The sequence below is a fragment of the Nonomuraea sp. NPDC050556 genome, assembly GCF_044457355.1.
Taxonomy (GTDB): domain Bacteria; phylum Actinomycetota; class Actinomycetes; order Streptosporangiales; family Streptosporangiaceae; genus Nonomuraea.
The window spans coordinates 1,213,150-1,231,776 of sequence record NZ_JBITGU010000002.1; the positions used below are offsets into that span (position 1 = coordinate 1,213,150).

The 18,627-nt window shown below is 69.2% G+C and carries 16 protein-coding genes; 10 read left to right on the forward strand and 6 right to left on the reverse strand.

Annotated elements, in window-relative coordinates; all coding sequences use genetic code 11:
* Position 1: 1 nt before the first annotated feature.
* Positions 2-847 (reverse strand): hypothetical protein, encoded by an 846-nt coding sequence (locus tag ACIBG8_RS23735; protein ID WP_397345091.1) that lies wholly within the window; start codon positions 845-847, stop codon positions 2-4.
* Between the two features lie 249 nt (positions 848-1,096).
* On the opposite strand from ACIBG8_RS23735, the gene ACIBG8_RS23740 reads away from it, so the two are divergent.
* Genes ACIBG8_RS23740 through ACIBG8_RS23775 form a run of 8 tightly spaced genes read left to right on the forward strand, consistent with a single transcriptional unit; the run spans position 1,097 to position 9,975 of the window.
* Positions 1,097-3,016 carry a hypothetical protein gene (locus ACIBG8_RS23740; protein ID WP_397345092.1) on the forward strand — a complete coding sequence of 640 codons (1,920 nt, stop codon included), beginning with the start codon at positions 1,097-1,099 and terminating at the stop codon, positions 3,014-3,016.
* Between the two features lie 2 nt (positions 3,017-3,018).
* Positions 3,019-3,297, forward strand: coding sequence for a hypothetical protein (locus tag ACIBG8_RS23745; protein WP_397345093.1), 279 nt, complete (start codon positions 3,019-3,021; stop codon positions 3,295-3,297).
* Between the two features lie 9 nt (positions 3,298-3,306).
* Positions 3,307-5,169 carry a polymorphic toxin type 17 domain-containing protein gene (locus ACIBG8_RS23750; protein ID WP_397345094.1) on the forward strand — a complete coding sequence of 621 codons (1,863 nt, stop codon included), beginning with the start codon at positions 3,307-3,309 and terminating at the stop codon, positions 5,167-5,169.
* Positions 5,169-5,606, forward strand: coding sequence for a hypothetical protein (locus ACIBG8_RS23755; protein ID WP_397345095.1), 438 nt, complete (start codon positions 5,169-5,171; stop codon positions 5,604-5,606). Before ACIBG8_RS23750 ends, ACIBG8_RS23755 begins: the two co-directional genes overlap by 1 nt.
* Complete coding sequence (locus ACIBG8_RS23760) at positions 5,596-7,404, forward strand: C2 family cysteine protease (RefSeq protein ID WP_397345096.1); 1,809 nt, start codon at positions 5,596-5,598, stop codon at positions 7,402-7,404. The genes ACIBG8_RS23755 and ACIBG8_RS23760 overlap by 11 nt, the downstream gene beginning before the upstream one ends.
* On the forward strand, positions 7,397-7,621 hold the full coding sequence (locus ACIBG8_RS23765; protein WP_397345097.1) for a hypothetical protein: 225 nt from the start codon (positions 7,397-7,399) through the stop codon (positions 7,619-7,621). The genes ACIBG8_RS23760 and ACIBG8_RS23765 overlap by 8 nt, the downstream gene beginning before the upstream one ends.
* A 45-nt stretch (positions 7,622-7,666) precedes the next feature.
* Positions 7,667-7,984 (forward strand): hypothetical protein, encoded by a 318-nt coding sequence (locus ACIBG8_RS23770; RefSeq protein ID WP_397345098.1) that lies wholly within the window; start codon positions 7,667-7,669, stop codon positions 7,982-7,984.
* A complete protein-coding gene (locus tag ACIBG8_RS23775) occupies positions 7,984-9,975 on the forward strand; it encodes a hypothetical protein (protein ID WP_397345099.1) in 1,992 nt (663 codons plus the stop codon). The genes ACIBG8_RS23770 and ACIBG8_RS23775 overlap by 1 nt, the downstream gene beginning before the upstream one ends.
* A gap of 161 nt (positions 9,976-10,136) precedes the next feature.
* On the opposite strand, the gene ACIBG8_RS23780 is transcribed toward ACIBG8_RS23775, so the two are convergent.
* The 5 genes from ACIBG8_RS23780 to ACIBG8_RS23800 are packed head-to-tail and all read right to left on the reverse strand — an operon-like array spanning position 10,137 to position 13,791.
* Entirely contained in the window at positions 10,137-11,225 is a 1,089-nt protein-coding gene (locus ACIBG8_RS23780; protein ID WP_397345100.1) for a hypothetical protein, read from the reverse strand.
* Between the two features lie 14 nt (positions 11,226-11,239).
* Positions 11,240-11,971: a hypothetical protein gene (locus ACIBG8_RS23785; protein ID WP_397345101.1), complete on the reverse strand. Its 732-nt coding sequence runs from the start codon at positions 11,969-11,971 to the stop codon at positions 11,240-11,242.
* A complete protein-coding gene (locus ACIBG8_RS23790; RefSeq protein WP_397345102.1) occupies positions 11,964-12,473 on the reverse strand; it encodes a hypothetical protein in 510 nt (169 codons plus the stop codon). Before ACIBG8_RS23790 ends, ACIBG8_RS23785 begins: the two co-directional genes overlap by 8 nt.
* On the reverse strand, positions 12,470-12,775 hold the full coding sequence (locus ACIBG8_RS23795) for a hypothetical protein (RefSeq protein WP_397345103.1): 306 nt from the start codon (positions 12,773-12,775) through the stop codon (positions 12,470-12,472). The genes ACIBG8_RS23790 and ACIBG8_RS23795 overlap by 4 nt, the downstream gene beginning before the upstream one ends.
* Entirely contained in the window at positions 12,772-13,791 is a 1,020-nt protein-coding gene (locus ACIBG8_RS23800; RefSeq protein WP_397345104.1) for a hypothetical protein, read from the reverse strand. Before ACIBG8_RS23800 ends, ACIBG8_RS23795 begins: the two co-directional genes overlap by 4 nt.
* Positions 13,792-13,862: 71 nt before the next feature.
* Here ACIBG8_RS23800 and ACIBG8_RS23805 point away from each other — a divergent pair, with 71 nt between their 5' ends.
* Together ACIBG8_RS23805 and ACIBG8_RS23810 are read left to right on the forward strand one after the other, a co-directional pair.
* Entirely contained in the window at positions 13,863-14,123 is a 261-nt protein-coding gene (locus ACIBG8_RS23805) for a WXG100 family type VII secretion target (protein WP_397345105.1), read from the forward strand.
* A 40-nt stretch (positions 14,124-14,163) separates the two neighbouring features.
* A complete protein-coding gene (locus ACIBG8_RS23810) occupies positions 14,164-18,621 on the forward strand; it encodes an FtsK/SpoIIIE domain-containing protein (protein ID WP_397345106.1) in 4,458 nt (1,485 codons plus the stop codon).
* The last annotated feature ends 6 nt before the right edge of the window (positions 18,622-18,627 follow it).

The window sequence follows — 18,627 nt, forward strand, 5'->3', positions numbered from 1 at the left end:
GTCAGCCGCCCGTCGTCGCGGTGGGTGAGGGGGTGCCCTTCTTCGACGTCTTGCCGGTGGGCACGGCGGTGGGCTCGACGGGCGTGGTGTCGGTGGGCTCAGGCGTCGCGGACGGCGAGGCGGTGGGGGCGGGCTGCTGGCCGTCCTTCACCCCGGGCAGGTACGCCAGGGCGATGCGTCCGGCTGAGGCGTAGGCGGAGATCGTGGCCGCAGACCCCTTGTCGATGACGATGTCGACCATCAGGGTGCCCGAGCCGGTGGATCCCCCGTTGGACACGGAGTTCACGACGGCGCGCTCGGCGAGCACCTTGCCGCCGGTGACCTCGCCGTCCTGGCCGGGAACGTAGATGACCTGCACCCGCTGTCCCGCGCTCAGCAGGCCGGGGGTCTGGCCCGCCTTGAGCGACAGGCCGACGACCGCCTTGCCCGGCGTCAGGGCGTTGGAGGTGTCCGTGGTCATGTCCTTGTTCAGCAACGTGCCGGGGACCAGGTCCACCTTCGCGTAGCGGGTGATGGCCTCCCCGGCGAACTCCCACCCGACGTACGGGATCTCGGTGTCAGCGGGGATCTGGACCTCTTCCAGGGCGGCCTGAGGGATCTGCTGGCCCGCGCCGACCACGCTCTTGATCTTGATCGCGGAGACCCTGTCGCCCATCTTCAGGACCAGGAGACCGGTCAGCAACGCGCCGCCCACGATCAGCAGGACGGCGATGGCCGCGAGGGCAGGCTTGCGCTCGCGGGGCGCGCTGGGCAGCTTCCTCGACGTGCGAGACGCCTGGGCAGGGCTCTGATCAGCCAGACGTTGCGCCTCTGACCCGCGGAAGGAGGACTGCTCGGTGACCCTCATCGACAGGTGCTCCAGGGTTGGGGACGCTGGTGACGAAAACCGACAATACCTAGCCAGAGCTTCCTAAGTCACACGGACAACATAAACACCTTGTAGACCCACGTTTATCAGGAGGAGCCGGAAAACGCGCTGGATGTCCGCTAGGTGAACTCTTCCTGAAGATCAACTACACGCCCGGACATGGCGTGAGGTGCCGCGTTAGCCTGCCCCGGACCGTTATCGAAATGACACGCGAGGGCAGGGCGCCGAATGACGGAGTTCGTTGGCCTCAACACCGGGGCAGCGACAGAGCTCTGCACCACCATGCGCACAGCGGCCGACGGCGCGGGATCGCTGAAGTCGGCGCTGTCCGACGGCATCTCCGCCGCGGGCGCCGACTTCGCCGGAGCGAAGGGCGCCGAGGTGGTCAGCCAGGTGGGCACGTTCCTGACCGAGGCGGACCGCGACCTCAAGTGGCGCATCGAGACGATCACCAAGGTCCCCGGCAACCAGCGGGTCCGTGACGACTTCCGGGTCGCCGACTTCCCCTACGCCGGTCCTGACGCCGCCAAGGCGGCGGGCGAGGCCGACGGGCAGAAGCTCAGGGACGCCTGGGAGGAATACCTCAAGAACCCCGGTCTGGGCTCCTACAACGACTTCCTGAAGAAGCTCAAGGTGCAGGGCGTCGACCCCGCCTACATGGCCGGGATGCTCAACAAGCTGGGGCCCGAGGCGTACCGGAAGATCTTCGACGACTGGATGACCTACAACAAGGACCCGTACGGCAAGGGCCTGACGCCCAAGGAGCTGGAGGAGCTCAGGAAGGACCTGGGCCCGCTCGCCCAGGCCTTCGCGACGGCGGACGCGGCGGGCATGGTGCCGAACCTGCGCAAGTTCATCGTCGAGAAGGGCTCGCCCGACTTCATCAGCGCGATGCTGGTCGTCACGCCGCAGTCGAAGGACTTCGTGGTCGCCGCGGGCGAGTACCTCGCCGCCGCCGCGACCGGGCACACCGGGCCGGAGAAGAACTGGCGCCTGCACTGGCTGTTCACCGCGCTGGGCGAGAACCCGGAGGCGTTCGCCGCGCTGCTGGCCAAGGACAGGAAGAACGCGGAGATGCTGCTCCGCCCGGAAGTGCTCGAAGAGGGCGGCACCCCGGGGTTCAAGGCGCTCATCTCCACAGCTTTGGACCGGGCCATGCACACGCAGCCAGACGCGACGCGCAGGATGGCGCTCCTGAACGTGTCCGCGGTCTTCGGCAACAGCGGCGTCTGGAAGTCGGTCGTCAAGAACGACGACCTCAAGCGCGCCTTCGTCGACGCGCTCGGCCGCGACCTGGACGACAAGACGAACGGCAAGGCCTTCTTCCAGGACCTCGCCCAGGTGTTCTCCGACAGCGGCAAGCCGCCGAGCATCCTCAAGGACGCCGACGTCAACACGCTGTTCACCAAGCACCTGAGCACCTACCTGCCCGCGCTCGCCGGGCTGCAGGCGGCCAGGAACGACAAGGAGCTCAAGGAGCTCGACCCGGGCAGCGGCTGGGACAAGCTCAGCGACGACGAGCTGGACAACCTCTTCGCCGGGGTGTTCCAGCGCAAGGAGGGCCGCGAGGGCCTCACGGACGCGGTCAGGAAGTTCCAGGCCACCCTCGATCCTGGCAACGGCAACCTCGACGATCCCGAGCAGCGCAAGAAGTTCATCACCGCGATGGCCCAGGCCGCCGGGCTCGGCGGCATCATGGTCGGCGCCGTGCACGACCTCGACATGGACGCCGAGGAGCGCCGCAGGTTCGTCACGGAGATGCTGCTCCTGCCCGTCGACCTGACCATCGGCAAGCTCGGCAAGCTCGTGCCGACCGACGTCGGCAGCACGATCTGGAAGAACATGCTCGAAGAGGTCGGCAAGTGGCCGGCCGGTGACCGTATCGCCAAGAACCTCGACAAGGACGACGGCGGCTTCCTCGGGAAGCTGCCGCTCGTCGGCGGCCTGTTCAGGGACGACAACGACAACGGCGAGGCGAGCGACCTGGCCAGGGAGCTGGCCGACGAGCACATGAGGGCGTTCCAGGAGCGGCTGAAGGCAGCAGGACAGCCGCCCCTGAGCCCGGCGGACACGGCCCTGCTGAGAAACTCCATCGAAGGGCTGTACTTCGAGCCGCTCATCAAGGCGCTCAAGAAGAGAGGGGGCTAGTCGTGGCCGATCCGGACAAGCAGCAGGCGCTGCGCGACGCGGAGAGCAAGGAACAGCTCGCCAGGAAGTTCGACGGCTGGGCCGGCCAGCTCGACGGCTTCCTCAAGGGCGTCACCATCTCCAAGGGCGGCAGGGAGATCTGGACCGGTCCAGCGGCCGACCGGTTCAAGACCGGCCTGACCACCCAGGACGGCGCCATCAAGACGCTCGCGTCCGACTGCCGGTCGGCGGCGGAGAACCTGCGCAAGAGCGCCAGGCAGCTCCGCGACGCGGTCAAGTAGGGGGATCACGTGGCTCCCGAGCCTCAGGACAGGGATTTCGCCGGGATCGACCCGGTCCAGCTCAAGGGCATGATCGGCGATCTGGAGGACCTCAGGTCGCTGATCGACGAGAAGCTGCCGCAGTTGAAGGGCGACTTCGCCAGGGCGGGCCTCGACGGCAAGAACCTCGCCACGATCACCGGCGTCTCCTCCTGGATCGGCGGCGAGTTACCCATGCTCAAGCGCCGCCACTCCATGGCCGAGCAGATCTCCAAGGAGAACAACCAGTACGGCTTCACCGGCGCGATGGTGGAGACCGAGTGGACGGGCCTGTTCAAGAGCAAGGAGGAGGCGCAGGCCAAGGCCAAGGAGCTGGCGGGGATGTACAGGAAGCCCGCCGAGCTGCCGGACGCAGCCTGGGAACAGATCCGCAAATATCAGTTCGACCCGGACTTCGCTGAGGCCTTCGCCAAGGAGCTCGGCCCGGACAAGATCGGCTGGCTGGCCGGCCGTACCAAGAACCCCAAGTCGTGGGGCGACGACGTGGCGGCCGGAGAGGGCCGGTTCCAGGCCATCGCCAACATCCTCGCCGTGGCCAGCCACCGGGGCGTCATCGACGACAAGTGGCTGGACGCCTTCGGCACGAACGGCCGCACCGACTTCAACACCCTCGCCGACCTCATGAGCCACGGCACGTGGAACAAGGCGACGCTGCTGAAGGTCGGCGACCGGGCGCTGAAGAACATCCAGCTCGGCGGCGGCAACCTCATGACCGCCAGGATCCTCGACGCGGTCGCGCGCAACCCGCTGGCCGCGCACGAGCTCTACTCGACCAACTTCGAGCAGATCAACGCGATGGCGGACGGCAAGCACATCGGGTGGATCAACACGCACAGCAAGGACCTGGGCGATCCGCTGGGCCGCTTCATGAAGGCGGCGACGGTCGACGCGGGCGACGCGTTCGAGCGGATGCGCCCGCCGGGCGACGACACCTGGAAGAACCCGGCGGACGCGCTGGCCATGCGCCTGTTCGACCACGTCGCGGGCGGTGGATACCCGAAGTTCCCGTTCCAGGGCGTCGAGGACAACTACGTCAGCATCGTCGAGGCGTTCTTCAAGGGCACCTACATCGAGGACCTGCACGGCGAGGGCGGCCTCACCTGGGGCGACGCGATCCAGCTGACGGCGGGCATCGCGGGCATCTTCGACCCGACGCCCATCTCGGACGGCATCGACGCGCTGATGTCGCTGGGCAAGGGCGACTGGAAGGGGGCGATGCTCTCCGCGATCGCCTTCATCCCCTACCTCGGCGACGCGGCCGCCAAGCCGATCAAGGTGGTCAAGACGCTGCTGGAGTCCTACCCGGGCTTCAAGACGCTGCTCAGGCTCGACCCCGCCCTGCTGAAGAAGATCGAGGACAACCCGCTCGACCTGAGCAAGGACGAGATCGTCAAGATCAAGGAAGGTCTGGAGCGCGCCAAGGCCGACCTCGAGAACATCACCAAGATCGCCGTCAAGCGCGGGCCGAAGCAGGCGCTGGAAGCGCTCACCATCGCCAACCGGCTGCACGTCGACGCGGCCGCGATCTATCTCAAACGGCCGAAGTTCCTGGACAAGGCGAAGAGCCTGCACCTGCCGACGGACGGGCCCGTGCCGTTCGTGCCGCCGAAGAACTGGCAGCCGAGCAACCCGCAGAAGCTGACGCTCAACGGCCGCGAGGGGTTCGTCGACGCCTATGGCAACGTCTGGCACAAGGGGCGCGGTGTGGGTAAGGCGGACTACGAATGGGACGTGCAGACGCCGTCCAACAGCAGCCTCGGCAAGCTGAGCGGGGACGGCAACCACCTGAACGTCGAGTGGGAAACCGGCCGCATCACCCACGGAAAGGCCTGATGATCGTGCGAGTCCTCGTCACCGCCAACGTCGAGTCGGCCGACGCGCTGACCCCGCTGCTGCGGGAGCTGGCCGTACCCGTGGCCGAGCGCTGGGACCCGGTCCCGTACGACAAGTTCCCCGGAACGCTGATGGCCACGACGGTCCTGGAGCCGCGCCCGGACGGCGACGCCCGCGAGGAGGTGCGCGCGCTGGCCGTACAGCTTGGGATCGACGCGACCCCCGAGGGCGACGAGTCCAACGCCGACCTCGTGTGGAACGACCCGGAGGTACGGTTCCCCGGCGTGTTCTGGGTGCTCGTGGAGGCCTCGCCCGACCAGGGAGGCGAGGCGGCGGAGATCGCGGACTTCGAGCCGCTGGACGCCGATCCCCCGCTCAGCGACGAGGAGGTCGCCGAGCTCATGTCCTTCCTGCGGGATCCGAACGATGCCTCCTGAACCTCAGGAGGATTTCGCCGGGATCGACCCGGTCCAGCTCAAGGCCATGATCGGCGACATGGAAACCGCCAGGTCGATGATCGACCAGCGGATGCCCAGGCTGAAGGACGACTTCGCCAGGGCCGGGCTCGACGCCAAGCACATCAGCGCCCTGGCCGGCGTCTCCTCCTGGATCGGCGGCGAGTTACCCATGCTCAAGCGCCGCCACTCCATGGCCGAGCAGCTCTCCAAGGAGAACAACCAGTACGGTTTCACCGGCGCCATGGTCCAGACCGAGTGGGAGGGCCTGTTCAAGAGCAAGGAGGAGGCCCAGGCCAAGGCGAAGGAGCTGGCGGGCAAGTACCAGGAGCCCGGCGGCTTCCCCGACGGCGTCTGGGAGCAGATCGGGAAATACCAGTTCGACCCCGACTTCGCCGAGGCGTTCCTCAAGGAGCTCGGACCGGAGAAGGCGGCCTGGATCACCGCCCGCCTGCGCACCTGGGACGAGAAGGAGCACGACGTACGGCTGGCCGCCTTCGGCAGGCTGGTCGGCGTGGCCAGCCACCGCGGCCTGGTCACCGAGGACTGGCTGAAGCGCTTCTCCACCGAAAAGGGCCGCGGCCCCGCCCTCTACGACCTGGCCGCCCTGATCAGGCAGGGCACCTGGGACAAGGACGCGCTCGTCCTCATCGGCGGCCACGCGGTCTCCTCGATGCAGCTCGGCGGCGGCAACACCGTGACGGCCGACATCCTCGACGGCGTGGCACGCAACCCGTTCGCCGCCAGCAAGCTCTACACGGACAGGTTCCAGGAGATCAACGCGATCGTCTCCGGCGCCAGGCCCGGCTGGGCCGGGGTCAAGGACGGTGACCTGATCGACCCGCTGGCCAGGTTCGTCACGGCCGCGACGGTGACGGCCAAGGACACCTACGAGATGACGCGCCCGCCGGGCAACACGGGCTGGATCAACCCGGCCGACATTCTCATCGGCAGGATCCTGACCCTGCAGAAGTCGAAGCACGGCTTCGGCAGCCCGTTCGGCCCGGTGCAGAAGGCGCTCGACGCCGTCAGGGCGTTCGACGGCAAGGTCGTGCAGCCGAACCCCGACGCCGACGCGGGCGGCGGCGGGTGGATCCCGCGCAAGCCGCCGCCGGACCCGACCCTGCCGATGGACTGGAAGGACGTCGCCCAGGGCGGCCTGGGCGACTGCTACTTCCTGGCCGCCGTGCAGGCCGAGATCAGGCGCGACCCGCAGTTCCTGGCCAAGCGGATGACACTGAACGCCGACGGCACGTACGACGTGACCTTCTTCAAGGACGGCAAGCCGGTCGTGATGAAGGTCAACTCCGACAGCTACTCGGCCGGGGTCGACCCGCCGCTGCTGAGCATCTACGAGAAGGCGTACGCGATGTTCAAGGGCGGCAACTCCTTCGAGGCCATCGAGGGCGGCCACGTCACCGACCCGTGGCCGGACATCAACGGCAAGAAGCGCAAGGAGCTGGACAGCTCGGCCATCACCTACGACCGGCTGAAGCAGCTCAACGACCAGAAGGTGCCGATCACCGTGGGCACGCCGGACGACAGCCTGTGGTTCGACGACGACCAGCGCACGGGACCGCACAAGGACATCGTGACGAACCACGTGTACGTGCTCGGCGACGTCTTCAAGGACGCCAACGGGCAGGAGATGGTGAAGCTGGTCAATCCGTGGGGCAAGTACGCCTCCGCGCCGCAGGAAGTGGTGGTCCCGCTGAGCTGGCTCAGGAGCGAGTCACGAAATCTGCCCAGATGGTCGGTGGATGTGATGGGCGGTGAGTGAGGTCGAGATCGAGATCCGGCGAGGGGTCGACACCCGCGCCTGGGGGTTGCGGCTGGGCATCCGCGCGCTCAGGGAGAACGCCGTTCTGCTGGGGGTTCGCGACCCTGAGGCGGACGCGCCCGAGGTGCTGACGCTGCACGTGGGGGACGTGGCGGAGGTGGCCGGGCGGCGGTTCTCCGTACTCGAGATCAGGCCCGATTCGGTGATCGTTAAATGACCAACAGCCTTACAGAAGGTGAACGAGTGACTATATGCTGCCGAAGTGGCGGAAGTTGACAACCCGAAGCACGCCTACTTGAAAGCTCTCCTGACACGCGTGCAGGAGATCCAGGGGCAGTTGCAGAAGAAGCTGGACAAGCCCACGAGCAACATGGAGAGCGGCAAGGTCTGGACGAGCAAGACCGCCACCGCTTGGAAGGGCACCTTGGGCGAGAAGACCGGCGCCTACAACAGCGCGGTCAACGCCCTCGACGACGAGCTGTCGGCCTTGCTCGAACGCACGCCGGCCAAGTGCTCCCAGGAAGAGGCGGACGCCTGGTACCGGGAGCAGAACAGCTACAACCGCACCCAGAGGTTCTGATGGCTCCCGAACCGCAAGGCGATTTCGCCGGCATCGACCCCGTGCAGCTCAAGGCCATGATCAATGACCTCGAGGACACCAAGTCGCTGGTCGAGCAGAAGATCCCCACGCTGACCCGCGACTTCGGCAGGGTCGGCCTGGAGTCGAAGAACCTCACCACGCTCACCGGCGTCGCCGGGTGGATCGGCGGCGAGACCCCGATGCTCAAGCGGCGCCAGAGCATGGCCGAGCAGATCTCCAAGGAGAACAACCAGTACGGCTTCACCGGCAACATGGTCGAGACCGAGTGGACCGGGCTGTTCAAGACCAAGGAAGAGGCCAAGCAGTACGCCGAGGACCTGGCGAGCACCTTCGACAAGTACAAGGGGTTCGACAAGGAGACCTGGGCGGAGATCGAGAAGTACCAGAACGACCCCGACTTCGCCGAGGCCTTCGTCAAGGCGATGGGCGCGGAGAACATGTTCATGGCGCTCCGCGCCAGCTCCACCGCGAAGAAGGGCAAGCAGGACGAGGACGCGCTGAAGGCGATCGCGACCCTCATGGCGACCGCCAGCCACCGCGGCGTCATCGACGACAAGTTCCTGGAGCAGTTCGCCGAGTACGGCGGCGGCGGACCGCACCTCGACGCCATCGCCACCCTGGTCCAGTACGGCACCTGGAACAAGGACACCCTGGTCAAGATCGGCCAGAAGGGTCTGTCCGCCGACATGGCCGCCGGCGGCAACTACCGCTTCGCCAAGCTCCTCGACGGCATCGCGCGCAACCCCATCGCCGCCTCCGAGCTGTACAGCAAGGAGTTCGACAAGATCAACGCGATCATCCGCGGCAAGGCCTTCGGCTTCGTCAACATGGATGACGACAAGATCGGCGACCCGCTCGGCCGCTTCGTCACGGCGGCGACGGCAGGCGCGCACGACGTCTACGAGCGCATGCGCTACAGCCAGGGCAAGGACTGGCAGAACCCGGCCGACGCGCTCACCAAGCGCGTGCTGGAGGAGATCCACAAGAACAAGAAGGACGTCACGGAGTTCGCCGGCGTACGGCACGCCTACGTGGCCATCATCGAGACCTACTTCGAGGACCTCAAGGGCTCGACCACCTCCATGGTCCCCGAGTACTGGGCGGCCAAGGACGGCGACCCGGGGCGCCCCGGCATCGAGCTCCCGCCGGACGTCTGGGCCACGATCACCGAGCAGGCCATGCTCGACCCCAAGAACGCCGCCGAGCTCAACGTCTTCTTCGCCGGGAAGTACAAGGAGGACTCCGACCGGATCGCCGGTGGGGAGAACCCCGACTTCAAGGACGCCAACAACCTGTCCAACTACCAGAACGGGCAGCTCAAGGGCTGGTTCCTCAAGCGGTACGAGGCGGCCAAGGCGGCGGCGGAGAAGGACGTCGAGGACTACAACGCCGAGGTCGACAAGTGGGTCGGCCTGTTCGTGGACACCGCGGTCGCGGCCGGTACGGCTGCCGCCGCAGGTCCGGCGGCCGGAGCGGCGGCGGGCGCCGCCTCGTCCACGTCGGGCGCCGACGCTGCCGCCGACCCGGCCGCCGCGGGGCCCGGTGCCGGTGGGGCGGCCGCGACGGCGGGCAAGGACGCCATCAGCGGGTTCGTCCAGGACCTCGGCGTGGAGAAGGCCAAGAAGTGGATCGGCGACATCTGGCACAAGGACATGCCGAAGTACGACGTCGACACGGACTGGGCGGGATCCACGACCGCGTACCAGGACAAGGCGAGGGCGCTCTACGAGGCGGGCAAGGTGCCGCCGGTCAAGGACCCGGACGTCACGTGGAAGGGTGACCCGTCGCTGTACGAGGACCTGTACGGCGGGAAGTTCACCGAGGACGGCAAGATCAAGCCGATGGACGACCTCAAGAAGGACCCGGCCGCGTTGCGTGCTTACGAGCAGTGGCTGAAGGACCCGGCGGTCCAGAACGCGACGTGGAACGAGTTCAGCTCCGACCAGCAGGGCACGGGCGCCTCCAACTAGCGCCGACCACGGGCCCCGGAGGACCAACCCCTCCGGGCCTCTTGGAGGCAACCTCTTGCTCCCTTGGCTTCTCTGAGCGACCTGAGCCCCTGAGGGGACATTCCCCTTTTGGGGACCCAAACCTCCTAGAGAGGGGACGCTCCCCTCTCTAGGAGGTGCTCTTAGGGGACCTTCACCCGGGCGACGAGGACGCCCTTCTCCGGGTCGGAGATGCCCAGGTAGAGCCAGCCGTTACGCAGGGCCGCACTGCGCGCCGACCACGCGGCCGTCGTGATGGTGCCGTCCTTCCTCACCAGCCTGATCCGCGGCCACGTGGTCGTGGAGTGGTTCTCGGTGCCGAACACCGCGTCCACGATGGCCTGCTGCCCCTTCGTGAACTCCCCCGTCCACCGGTAGGCGGCGGGCGGAGCCGTACCCTGCTCCCACGAGCTGAGCGCGAGCGACCCCGCCTCGGACGACAGGTTGGGCGGCACGTCCGGCCCGAACAACATCGGGGCCGCGTCCGTCGCCTTGCCCTCGGGCTCGAAGGGGCTGGCCGCGTCCTTGACCGCCTTCGGGTCGCGCCCGGCGACCGACGCCTGGACGGTGCCGTCGGGGGCGATCGCCAGGACGCTCTGCTTGCCGTTCACGAACAGCGTGCCATCCTCGCCGGAGGCGAGGGTGGTGTAGTAGCCGCCGGTGAGCGCCAGTGACGTGGCCTTGGTCCCGGCGGGCGGGTCCGCCGCCTGCTCGCCGTCGGCAGAGGTCCCGGCGACAGTGACGATCTTGCCGCCTTCGACGCGGCGCACCAGCGCGTTGAGCCCCGTGCCGGTGGTCAGGCTCTCGGTGTAGACGACGCGGCCCTGCTGGTCGAGGGCGACCCCGGAGATCGGCCCCGCCGGGCCCGTGGCGTCCTGGCCGTCGGGGGTGAAGCCCTTCTGCCCGTTGCCGACGATCTGCTGGGCCTTACCCCCCGGGGGCACCTGCCACAGTCCGGTGCCAGAGGAGACGTACATCGTGCCGTCCTTGGCCACCGCGAGCTGCTCAGCCGAGGTGAGCCCCAAGTCGACCTTGCGCGCCGTACCCCCCTTGACCTCCCACACGGCGCCGTCCACCAGCAGTCTCGGCGTGCCGTCCGGGCCGACCTCGATGTCGCGCAGCGATCCGTCGACCTTCGCGACGACCTCGACCTGCTGGCCGGCCGGGTCACCGCCGGAACAACCGGCCAGGATCAGTACGGCAAGCAGTCCGACGGGGTGGATCGCGCGCATACGGGCCGTCCTCTTCAGCTGGTCTGAGCGGTGGTGAACGCCTCGGTGATGGCCTGCAGGACGAGCCGCCACGCCTCGTACGAGGGCAGGGGCACCAGCCGGGCCCTGGGGTCCCTCCCGGCGAAGGCCCACAGGCCCGACGCTCCCGCGTCGAGCACGAGCATGCTGTGCCCTCCGGGGTCGGCGGTCAAGCCCCACATGAGCAGTGGCTGCGACCACACCTCGGGGTCGACGCCGGGCGGAACCGGCTCGGCCGGGTCGGCGAGCCTGCGCTGGAGCGCGTCCGCCGGGAGCTCGATCAGGTCGGCGCGCTGCTCGCGCGGGCCGACGCCGAGCCACGAGCAGGCCTCGACCGGGGTCCAGGCCCTCTCTACGACCAGCAGCTCGAACTCCGACGGCGGCTCGGCGAAGCTCGCGACCTGGGCGGCTGACACGTCCGGGCCGAGGGCGAGGCTCGGCGGGGCCAGGATGACGGACCGGGTCTCCCCCATGGCCGCGTACCACCTGCGTCCCGTCCTGCCCACGGCCATCTCGATCTCCAGCCGGACGACCGGCTGCCTGATCGCGGCGAGCGCGGGAGCCGACTCCGGCGTCACCCGTCCGCGCTCGTCGAGCAGCCCGGCCTTCTGCAGCCGGTCGTACTGCTCGGCCTGCTCGGGGGCCAGGTCGCGCCGCCTGAACGGGTCGGACTCCGACTCCAGCAGCAGCTGCAGCCCCTCGTGGGTGAGCAGCAGCGGCTCACTCATGCGGCAGCCTCGTGGCGACGGACATGCCCGCGGCTGCGAAGGCGAACGTCTCCGACTGGCCCAGGTGGTCGGCGACGTCGCACGAGCCGGACAGGACCGTGGCCACGCCGTCCCTGACGAACCAGTACTGCTCCAGGGCGACCGAGTACGGTCCCGTACGGTGCGCGCTGAGCACCCTGCGCCCCTGGACGCCCCACAACTCGTAGGGGTCGAGCGACAGGACCCGCAGGTCGGTCAGCGTCACCGACATGTTGGCGACCATGGCCTCGGTGTAGGCGGAGATCTCGGCGAACGGCTCCTCCGGCCGCTCGACCGTGAGCACCAGGTTGGCCGAGAAGGCGCCCCGCTCCTCGGGATGCCTGATCACGACCCGGGTCTCCGGCGTCGTGAACGCCTCCCACTCCGGGGGGCTCGGCAGCGAGGCGCCGGTCTGCCTGTCGTGGAAGATCTCCCACGGGCAGGCGGCCTGCCACTCCTCGACGGTGTCGTACACGACGGTCATCCCTTCAGCTCCCTGTGCCAGCGCGGGCGGAACATCAGCGGCGTCCAGAACAGGAACAGCGCGCCGAGCACCACCCCCGCGAAGCCGATCAAGCCAACGATCTGCCCCAACTTCTGGAGCCCGGCGTCGGCGCACAACACCCCGGCGAAGACCAGCTCCGCCCCGGCCCCGATCCACAGCAGGGCGAGCGGCGCGAAGAGCACCCGGGCGCTGCTCGCCCAGCCCCGCCACCGCCCGAGGTAGGCGAGCGCGCCGGGCAGGACGAAGAGCAGCGCGGTGGCTGCCATGAAGGCGGCTGTCATCCGAACAGCTTCTTCCATCCCGACTTGATCCCGCGCCCGATCGCCGCACCTGCCTTGCCTCCGGCGAACCCACCGGCGATGCCGCCGACCAGCCCGCCGACGACGCCGCCGATCGCCGTTCCAGGCCCGGGGAAGAAGCTGCCGATCGCGGCCCCGACGATGGCGCCGCCCTTCGCCCCCGCCCACGCCCCGGCCATCGCCCCGGCGGCCGAGGGGCCGCCCTCGACGGCCGCGTTGCCCGCCGCCCTGGCGAAACGCTCGCCGTTGCCCATCTCGGGGTGGAAGACCTTGTCCTGCTGCCACTGGTTGTAGCCGGCTCCGGCGACCGTCAGCCCCGCTCCGGCCCATCCGAGCGTCTTGGAGCCGACCACGGCCCACTTGGGCGGGTTGATCGGGGTGACGGTGATGCCGCGGCCCGGGTGGATCGTGCGCCAGTTGTCCGGCAGGTTCGTCGCCATCGGCGGGAAGCGCGGGTCGAGCCCGACCGTGCCCTGCGGCACGAGCAGGCCGCTTGACGTGGGCACCCACGCGCGCCCCTGGACGGTGACCTGGCCCGGGGCGGGCGGCATCCGGTCGAGGCGCGGGATGGTGGGGATCGGCGCGCCGGGGCGCGGGAGGTTGAGCGTGCCGCCCTTGTCGAACTTCTCCATCAGGTAGGCGGCGACGCCGATGACCGCGCCGCCGAACTCGTCCGACGTGACGACCTTGATCTTGTCTGGGTCGGTGAAGTTGGCCAGGTTCGGCAGCCAGTACTCCATCGTCTTCAGCTCGTCGATGGCCTTGACGTCGTCGACGTACTTGATCGACTTCCGTACGGCTTCGCCGCCCTGCTCGGCCAGCGGACCGGCGACTTTCTGCGTCCTGCCCTGGGCGTCCGGAGCGTCCCCGACAAGGTGAATGACGTCGTCGATGATGCCCTTGGCCGCGCGGCCCTTGGCGTCGACGTCGATCGCGGCCTTCGCGGCGGCCTTGCCCATGTCAAGGACCTTCTCCGGATCGATGACGCGATCTCCCAAGACCCCTCCAAGCAGACAAAGTTCCTGACAGTTTGCCACTATTTGTGGGTCAGATGAAAAGGAAGTGAACGATGAAGGACAGCGAGAAGCTCAGAACGGCCGCCACCAGGCTGCGCACGCTGGCCGGTGAGCTGGACGACAAGCCGGCCGATCTCAGGCGCGCCTACCCGTACCAGAAGTTCTGGAAGGGTCCGGCGGCCGACGACTTCAACAAGGCGCTGGAGGGCGGGATCAAGGATCTCGGCTCGCTGGCGACCGATCTCGAGAACTACGCCAAGAGGCTCGAGGAGAAAGCCACCAAACTCGACGAAGAGGAAAAGAAGCCCAAGTAGGCTGTGCCGTGACGTCACAGAAGCCTCGCGAGGAGACAAGATGCGCATCTCCCTCACGGCCCTCACGCAACACGGGCCGCGAGACGTGGTCGCGCAAGCCGACGACGCCACCACCGCCGGCCGCTTCGCCGCCGTCCTCGGGGAATCGCTCGGTGAGTCCCGCGCCCAGGTCTACGCCCACCCTGCCTGGCAGAGCGGCCAGGTGCACCAGCAGGCCGGCCAACTCGGCGGCATGTGGGTCAACGGGCGCATGGTCGACCCGGGCACCCCCGCGGGCATGGTCCTGCGCGACGGCGACATCGTGGCCTTCGACCCGGCCGCCGCCGCGGCCACCCATCGCGGCGAGCCCACAGGAGTGGTGGAGGTCCGGCTGGCCAGCGGCCCCAACGCGGGCTCCGTGCACCGGCTCGGGTTCGGCACCGCGACCATGGGCACCTCGCGCGGCTGCACGATCGCGCTCGACGACCCCAACACGATGCCGCACGCCGCCTCCGTCCACGTGACGGCCCAGCAGGTCATCGTCGAGGCAGCGCCAGGCTCCTACGTGCTGCTGGAAGGCGTTCAGCTGATGGCGCCCACGCCGTGGCTGCCCGGTCAGGTGCTCATCGCCGGAGCCTCGGTGATGATGCTGCGCCTGCCGGAGACGCCGGACGCGCACCTCACGCCGCTGCCCGAGGGCGCGGGGCTGGCCTACAACCGGCCGCCGCGCCTGGGCGGCCCGCCGCGCACGCGGCCCATCGAGGTGCCGATCGAGCCGGAGCGCCCGCAGTACCAGCGGCTGCAACTGCTGTCGAGCGTGCTGTTCGGCCTGGGCGGCGTGGTCATGGCGATCGCGTTCGGCCAGGCGCTGTTCCTGCTGATGGCGTTGCTGACGCCGATGTCGATGATCGGCCAGTGGTACAGCGACCGCAGGCACGGCCGCAAGTCGCACAAGCAGGCGATGAAGGACTTCCGCGAGAAGCGCGACAACTTCGCCAACGCCCTGGAGATGCTGCGCCTGGACGACCAGGCCGACCGCCGCCACGAGCTGCCCGACCCGGCCGACGTGCTGCTGACCGCGACCGGGCCCCGGCGCAGGCTGTGGGAGCGGCGCATCCACGACGCGGACACGCTGCACCTGCGCATCGGCGTGGCCGACCAGCCGGCCATGATCGAGCTCATCGTGGAGCACGGCAGCAGGGCCGACGACCGGGCGCTGCCCAAGGTTCCGCTCTCGCACGCCGTACCCATGTCCATCCCCATGCCGGACGTCGGCGTGCTCGGCCTGACCGGCGCGCGGCAGACCTCGCGCGGCCTGGCCCGCTGGCTGGTGGCCCAGGCCGCCGCCATGCACAGCCCGCGCGACCTGGCCATCGTGGTGCTGTCCGCCGACCACGAGGGCGACGCGAGCTGGAACTGGGTGCGCTGGCTGCCGCACAGCGCGCCGCACGAGGGCGAGGAGTGCGTGGCGATGGTCGGCTCGGACCCGGAGTCGGCCGCGCGCCGCGTGGGCGAGCTGGTCAACAAGATCCAGGCGCGCCGGGCGTCGAAGAAGGCGTCGATGGACTTCGGCGGCGGCTTCGCAGGAGGCAACAAGCCGAACGTCTTCGCCGACGGCTACGCCACCGAGCGCCCCTACAACATCCTCGTCGTGCTCGACGGCGCCCGCGTCCTGCGCAGCCTGCCCGGCATGCCGCAGGTCCTGCAGCACGGACCTACCGTGGGCGTCTACTCCGTCTGCATCGACGACGACCAGCGCCTGCTGCCGGAAGAGTGCACGACGGTGGCCGTCTGCGACATGGACAGGCCTGCCTTCGTACGGCTGCGCGGCGGCATGCAGACCGAGGACGTCATCGCCGACCAGGTAGGCGTGCCGTGGTGCGACCGCCTCGGCCGGGCGATGGCGCCGCTGCGCGACGTCAGCCGCGAGGACGCCGACGCCGCGATCCCCAGCGCCGCCCGGCTGCTCGACCTGCTGCGCATGCCCGACCCGGCGCCGGAGCAGATCCAGTCGTTCTGGTCGCGCGGCCGTACCACCCGGGTGCCCATCGGCATCGGCCAGGACGGCATCTACACCATCGACCTGCGCCTGGACGGCCCGCACGGCCTCGTCGCCGGCACCACAGGCGCCGGCAAGTCGGAGCTGTTGCAGTCGATCATCGCCTCGCTGGCCGTGGCCAACCGGCCGGACGAGATGAACTTCGTCCTCATCGACTACAAGGGCGGTTCCGCGTTCAAGGACTGCGCCAAGCTGCCGCACACCGTCGGCATGGTCAGCGACCTGGACGGTCACCTGACCGAGCGCGCCCTGGAGTCGCTGGCCGCCGAGCTCAAGCGGCGCGAGCACATGCTGCTCGACGCCGACGCCAAGGACATCGAGGACTACAACGACCTCAAGGACCAGGGCACGCCGCTCGAACCCATGTCCAGGCTGCTGCTGGTGATCGACGAGTTCGCCGCCATGGTGCAGGAGCTGCCCGACTTCATCGTCGGCCTGGTCGACATCGCCAGGCGGGGCCGTTCGCTGGGCGTGCACCTCATCCTGGCCACCCAGCGGCCCGGCGGTGTGGTCACCCCCGACATCGCCGCCAACACCAACCTGCGCATCGCGCTGCGCGTGACGAGCAACGACGAGTCCGTCGACGTGATCAACTCCCCCATCGCCGCGCAGATCTCGAAGACCACGCCCGGCCGTTGTTACGTGCGTTCCGGCGCCGCCTCGCTGCACGCCGTGCAGTCGGCCCGCATCGGTGGGCGGCGGCCCGGCCAGGGCAACGCCAAGGCCGAGTTCATCGAGATCAACCCGGTCAACTGGTCGCGACTCGGCGGCCCGCCGCCCGCGCGCAAGGGCGACGACGAGGACGACGGCTCGATGATCACCGACCTCGGCGTCCTCGTGGACACGATCAGCCGTACGGCTGCCGCCATGGGCATCGACAAGCAGCGCAGCCCCTGGCTGGAGCCGCTGCCCGAGTCGCTCATGCTCGACTCGCTGGAGCCGACCGGCGCCTGGACGAAGCTGCCCCTCGGCCTCGCCGACATCCCGTCCCAGCAGCAGCGGGCCAGCGAGGCCTACGACCTGGCCGCCTCGGGGCACCTGCTCATCGCGGGCTCGGCGCGCAGCGGCCGCTCCACCGTGCTGCGCGCCATCGCGGGCGCGGTCGGGCAGCAGACCGACCCGCGCGACGTGCACGTCTACGCGGTCGACTGCGGCAACAACGCGCTGCTCCCGCTCGTCGGGCTGCCGCACACCGGCGCGGTCATCGGGCGCGACTCGCCCGACCGGCTCACCAGGCTCACCGAGCGGCTGCTCGGGGAGATCGCGCGCAGGCAGCAGTTCCTGGCCTCGCAGGGCTTCGCCGACGTCACCGAGCAGCGCGCGGCTGTGCCGCCCGACGAGCGCATGCCGTACATCCTGGTGCTGTTCGACCGGTGGGAGGGCTTCTACGCCGCCTTCGAGTCCTACGACAGCGGCAAGCTCATCGACCAGTGGCTGCAGATCCTCCAGGAAGGCGCGGGTGCGGGCGTCAAGGTGATCATGTCGGGCGACCGTACGACGCTGGTCGGGCGGATCTCGACGCTGTTCGACGACCGCCTCGTGCTCAAGCTGACAGACACCATGGACTACGGCTATGTCGGCATCCGCGCCAAGGACGTGCCCGACCACTTCCCGCCGGGACGCGGTTTCCGCGCCTCCGTCGGCCTGCGCGAGGTGCAGACGGCGCTGCTGGCGGCCGACGCGGCGGGCACCGCGCAGGTGGCGGCGCTGCACCACATCGGCAAGGAGGCCAAGCTGCGCGCCGGGGACGTGCCGCGCCACCTGCGGCCGTTCCGCGTCGACGCGCTGCCCTCGACGATCAGCGTGAACGAGGCGCTGGCGCTGGCCGACGACGCGCTTCCGTCCGACGCGGTGCTGTTCGGCGTCGGCGGCGACACGCTGGGGCTGCGCTACTTCCGCGCCGAGGAGCACGGGCCAGGCATCATCATCGCCGGTCCGCCCAAGACGGGGCGTTCCACGGCGCTGCTCACGATGGGTCAGTGGCTGCTGGGCCGCGGCTACTCGGCCATCGCCCTCACCCCGCGCCGCAGCCCGGTCCGCGACCTGCCAGGCCTGGCCGCGTCGTTCACCGGCGACTCGGCGCCGGACGAGGTGAAGGCGGCCCTCGCGGCCTGCCCCGGCCGGTTCGTCCTGCTCGTCGACGACCTGGAGCTGCTGGGCAACGACAGCGAGCTGGCCGAGTGGCTGACCGACTACGTGGCCGAGCTGCGCGACTCGGGCAACCTGGTGATCGCGGCGGGCAGCGTGGAGGACCTGGACTCGATGTACCGCGGCCCTGTGGTCGCGATGAAGAAGACCAGGACCGGCCTGCTCCTGCGCCCCACCGCGACCGGCCAGGGCGACCTGCTCGGCGTCCGCCTCCCCCGCAGCCTGGCCACCGGCTCAGGCCCGGCGGGCCGCGGCCTGATGGTGGTCGGCGGCATGTGGGAGCTCATCCAGGTCGCACAGGGGAGCGAGTGAACGGCG

Coding starts and splice junctions, on each gene's coding strand:
- ACIBG8_RS23810 (WP_397345106.1), top strand. CDS start 14,164: ATGCGCATCTCCCTCACGGCCCTCACGCAACACGGGCCGCGAGACGTG.
- ACIBG8_RS23785 (WP_397345101.1), bottom strand. CDS start 11,971: ATGAGTGAGCCGCTGCTGCTCACCCACGAGGGGCTGCAGCTGCTGCTG.
- ACIBG8_RS23760 (WP_397345096.1), top strand. CDS start 5,596: ATGCCTCCTGAACCTCAGGAGGATTTCGCCGGGATCGACCCGGTCCAG.
- ACIBG8_RS23755 (WP_397345095.1), top strand. CDS start 5,169: ATGATCGTGCGAGTCCTCGTCACCGCCAACGTCGAGTCGGCCGACGCG.
- ACIBG8_RS23805 (WP_397345105.1), top strand. CDS start 13,863: ATGAAGGACAGCGAGAAGCTCAGAACGGCCGCCACCAGGCTGCGCACG.
- ACIBG8_RS23775 (WP_397345099.1), top strand. CDS start 7,984: ATGGCTCCCGAACCGCAAGGCGATTTCGCCGGCATCGACCCCGTGCAG.
- ACIBG8_RS23795 (WP_397345103.1), bottom strand. CDS start 12,775: ATGACAGCCGCCTTCATGGCAGCCACCGCGCTGCTCTTCGTCCTGCCC.
- ACIBG8_RS23790 (WP_397345102.1), bottom strand. CDS start 12,473: ATGACCGTCGTGTACGACACCGTCGAGGAGTGGCAGGCCGCCTGCCCG.
- ACIBG8_RS23735 (WP_397345091.1), bottom strand. CDS start 847: ATGAGGGTCACCGAGCAGTCCTCCTTCCGCGGGTCAGAGGCGCAACGT.
- ACIBG8_RS23780 (WP_397345100.1), bottom strand. CDS start 11,225: ATGCGCGCGATCCACCCCGTCGGACTGCTTGCCGTACTGATCCTGGCC.
- ACIBG8_RS23740 (WP_397345092.1), top strand. CDS start 1,097: ATGACGGAGTTCGTTGGCCTCAACACCGGGGCAGCGACAGAGCTCTGC.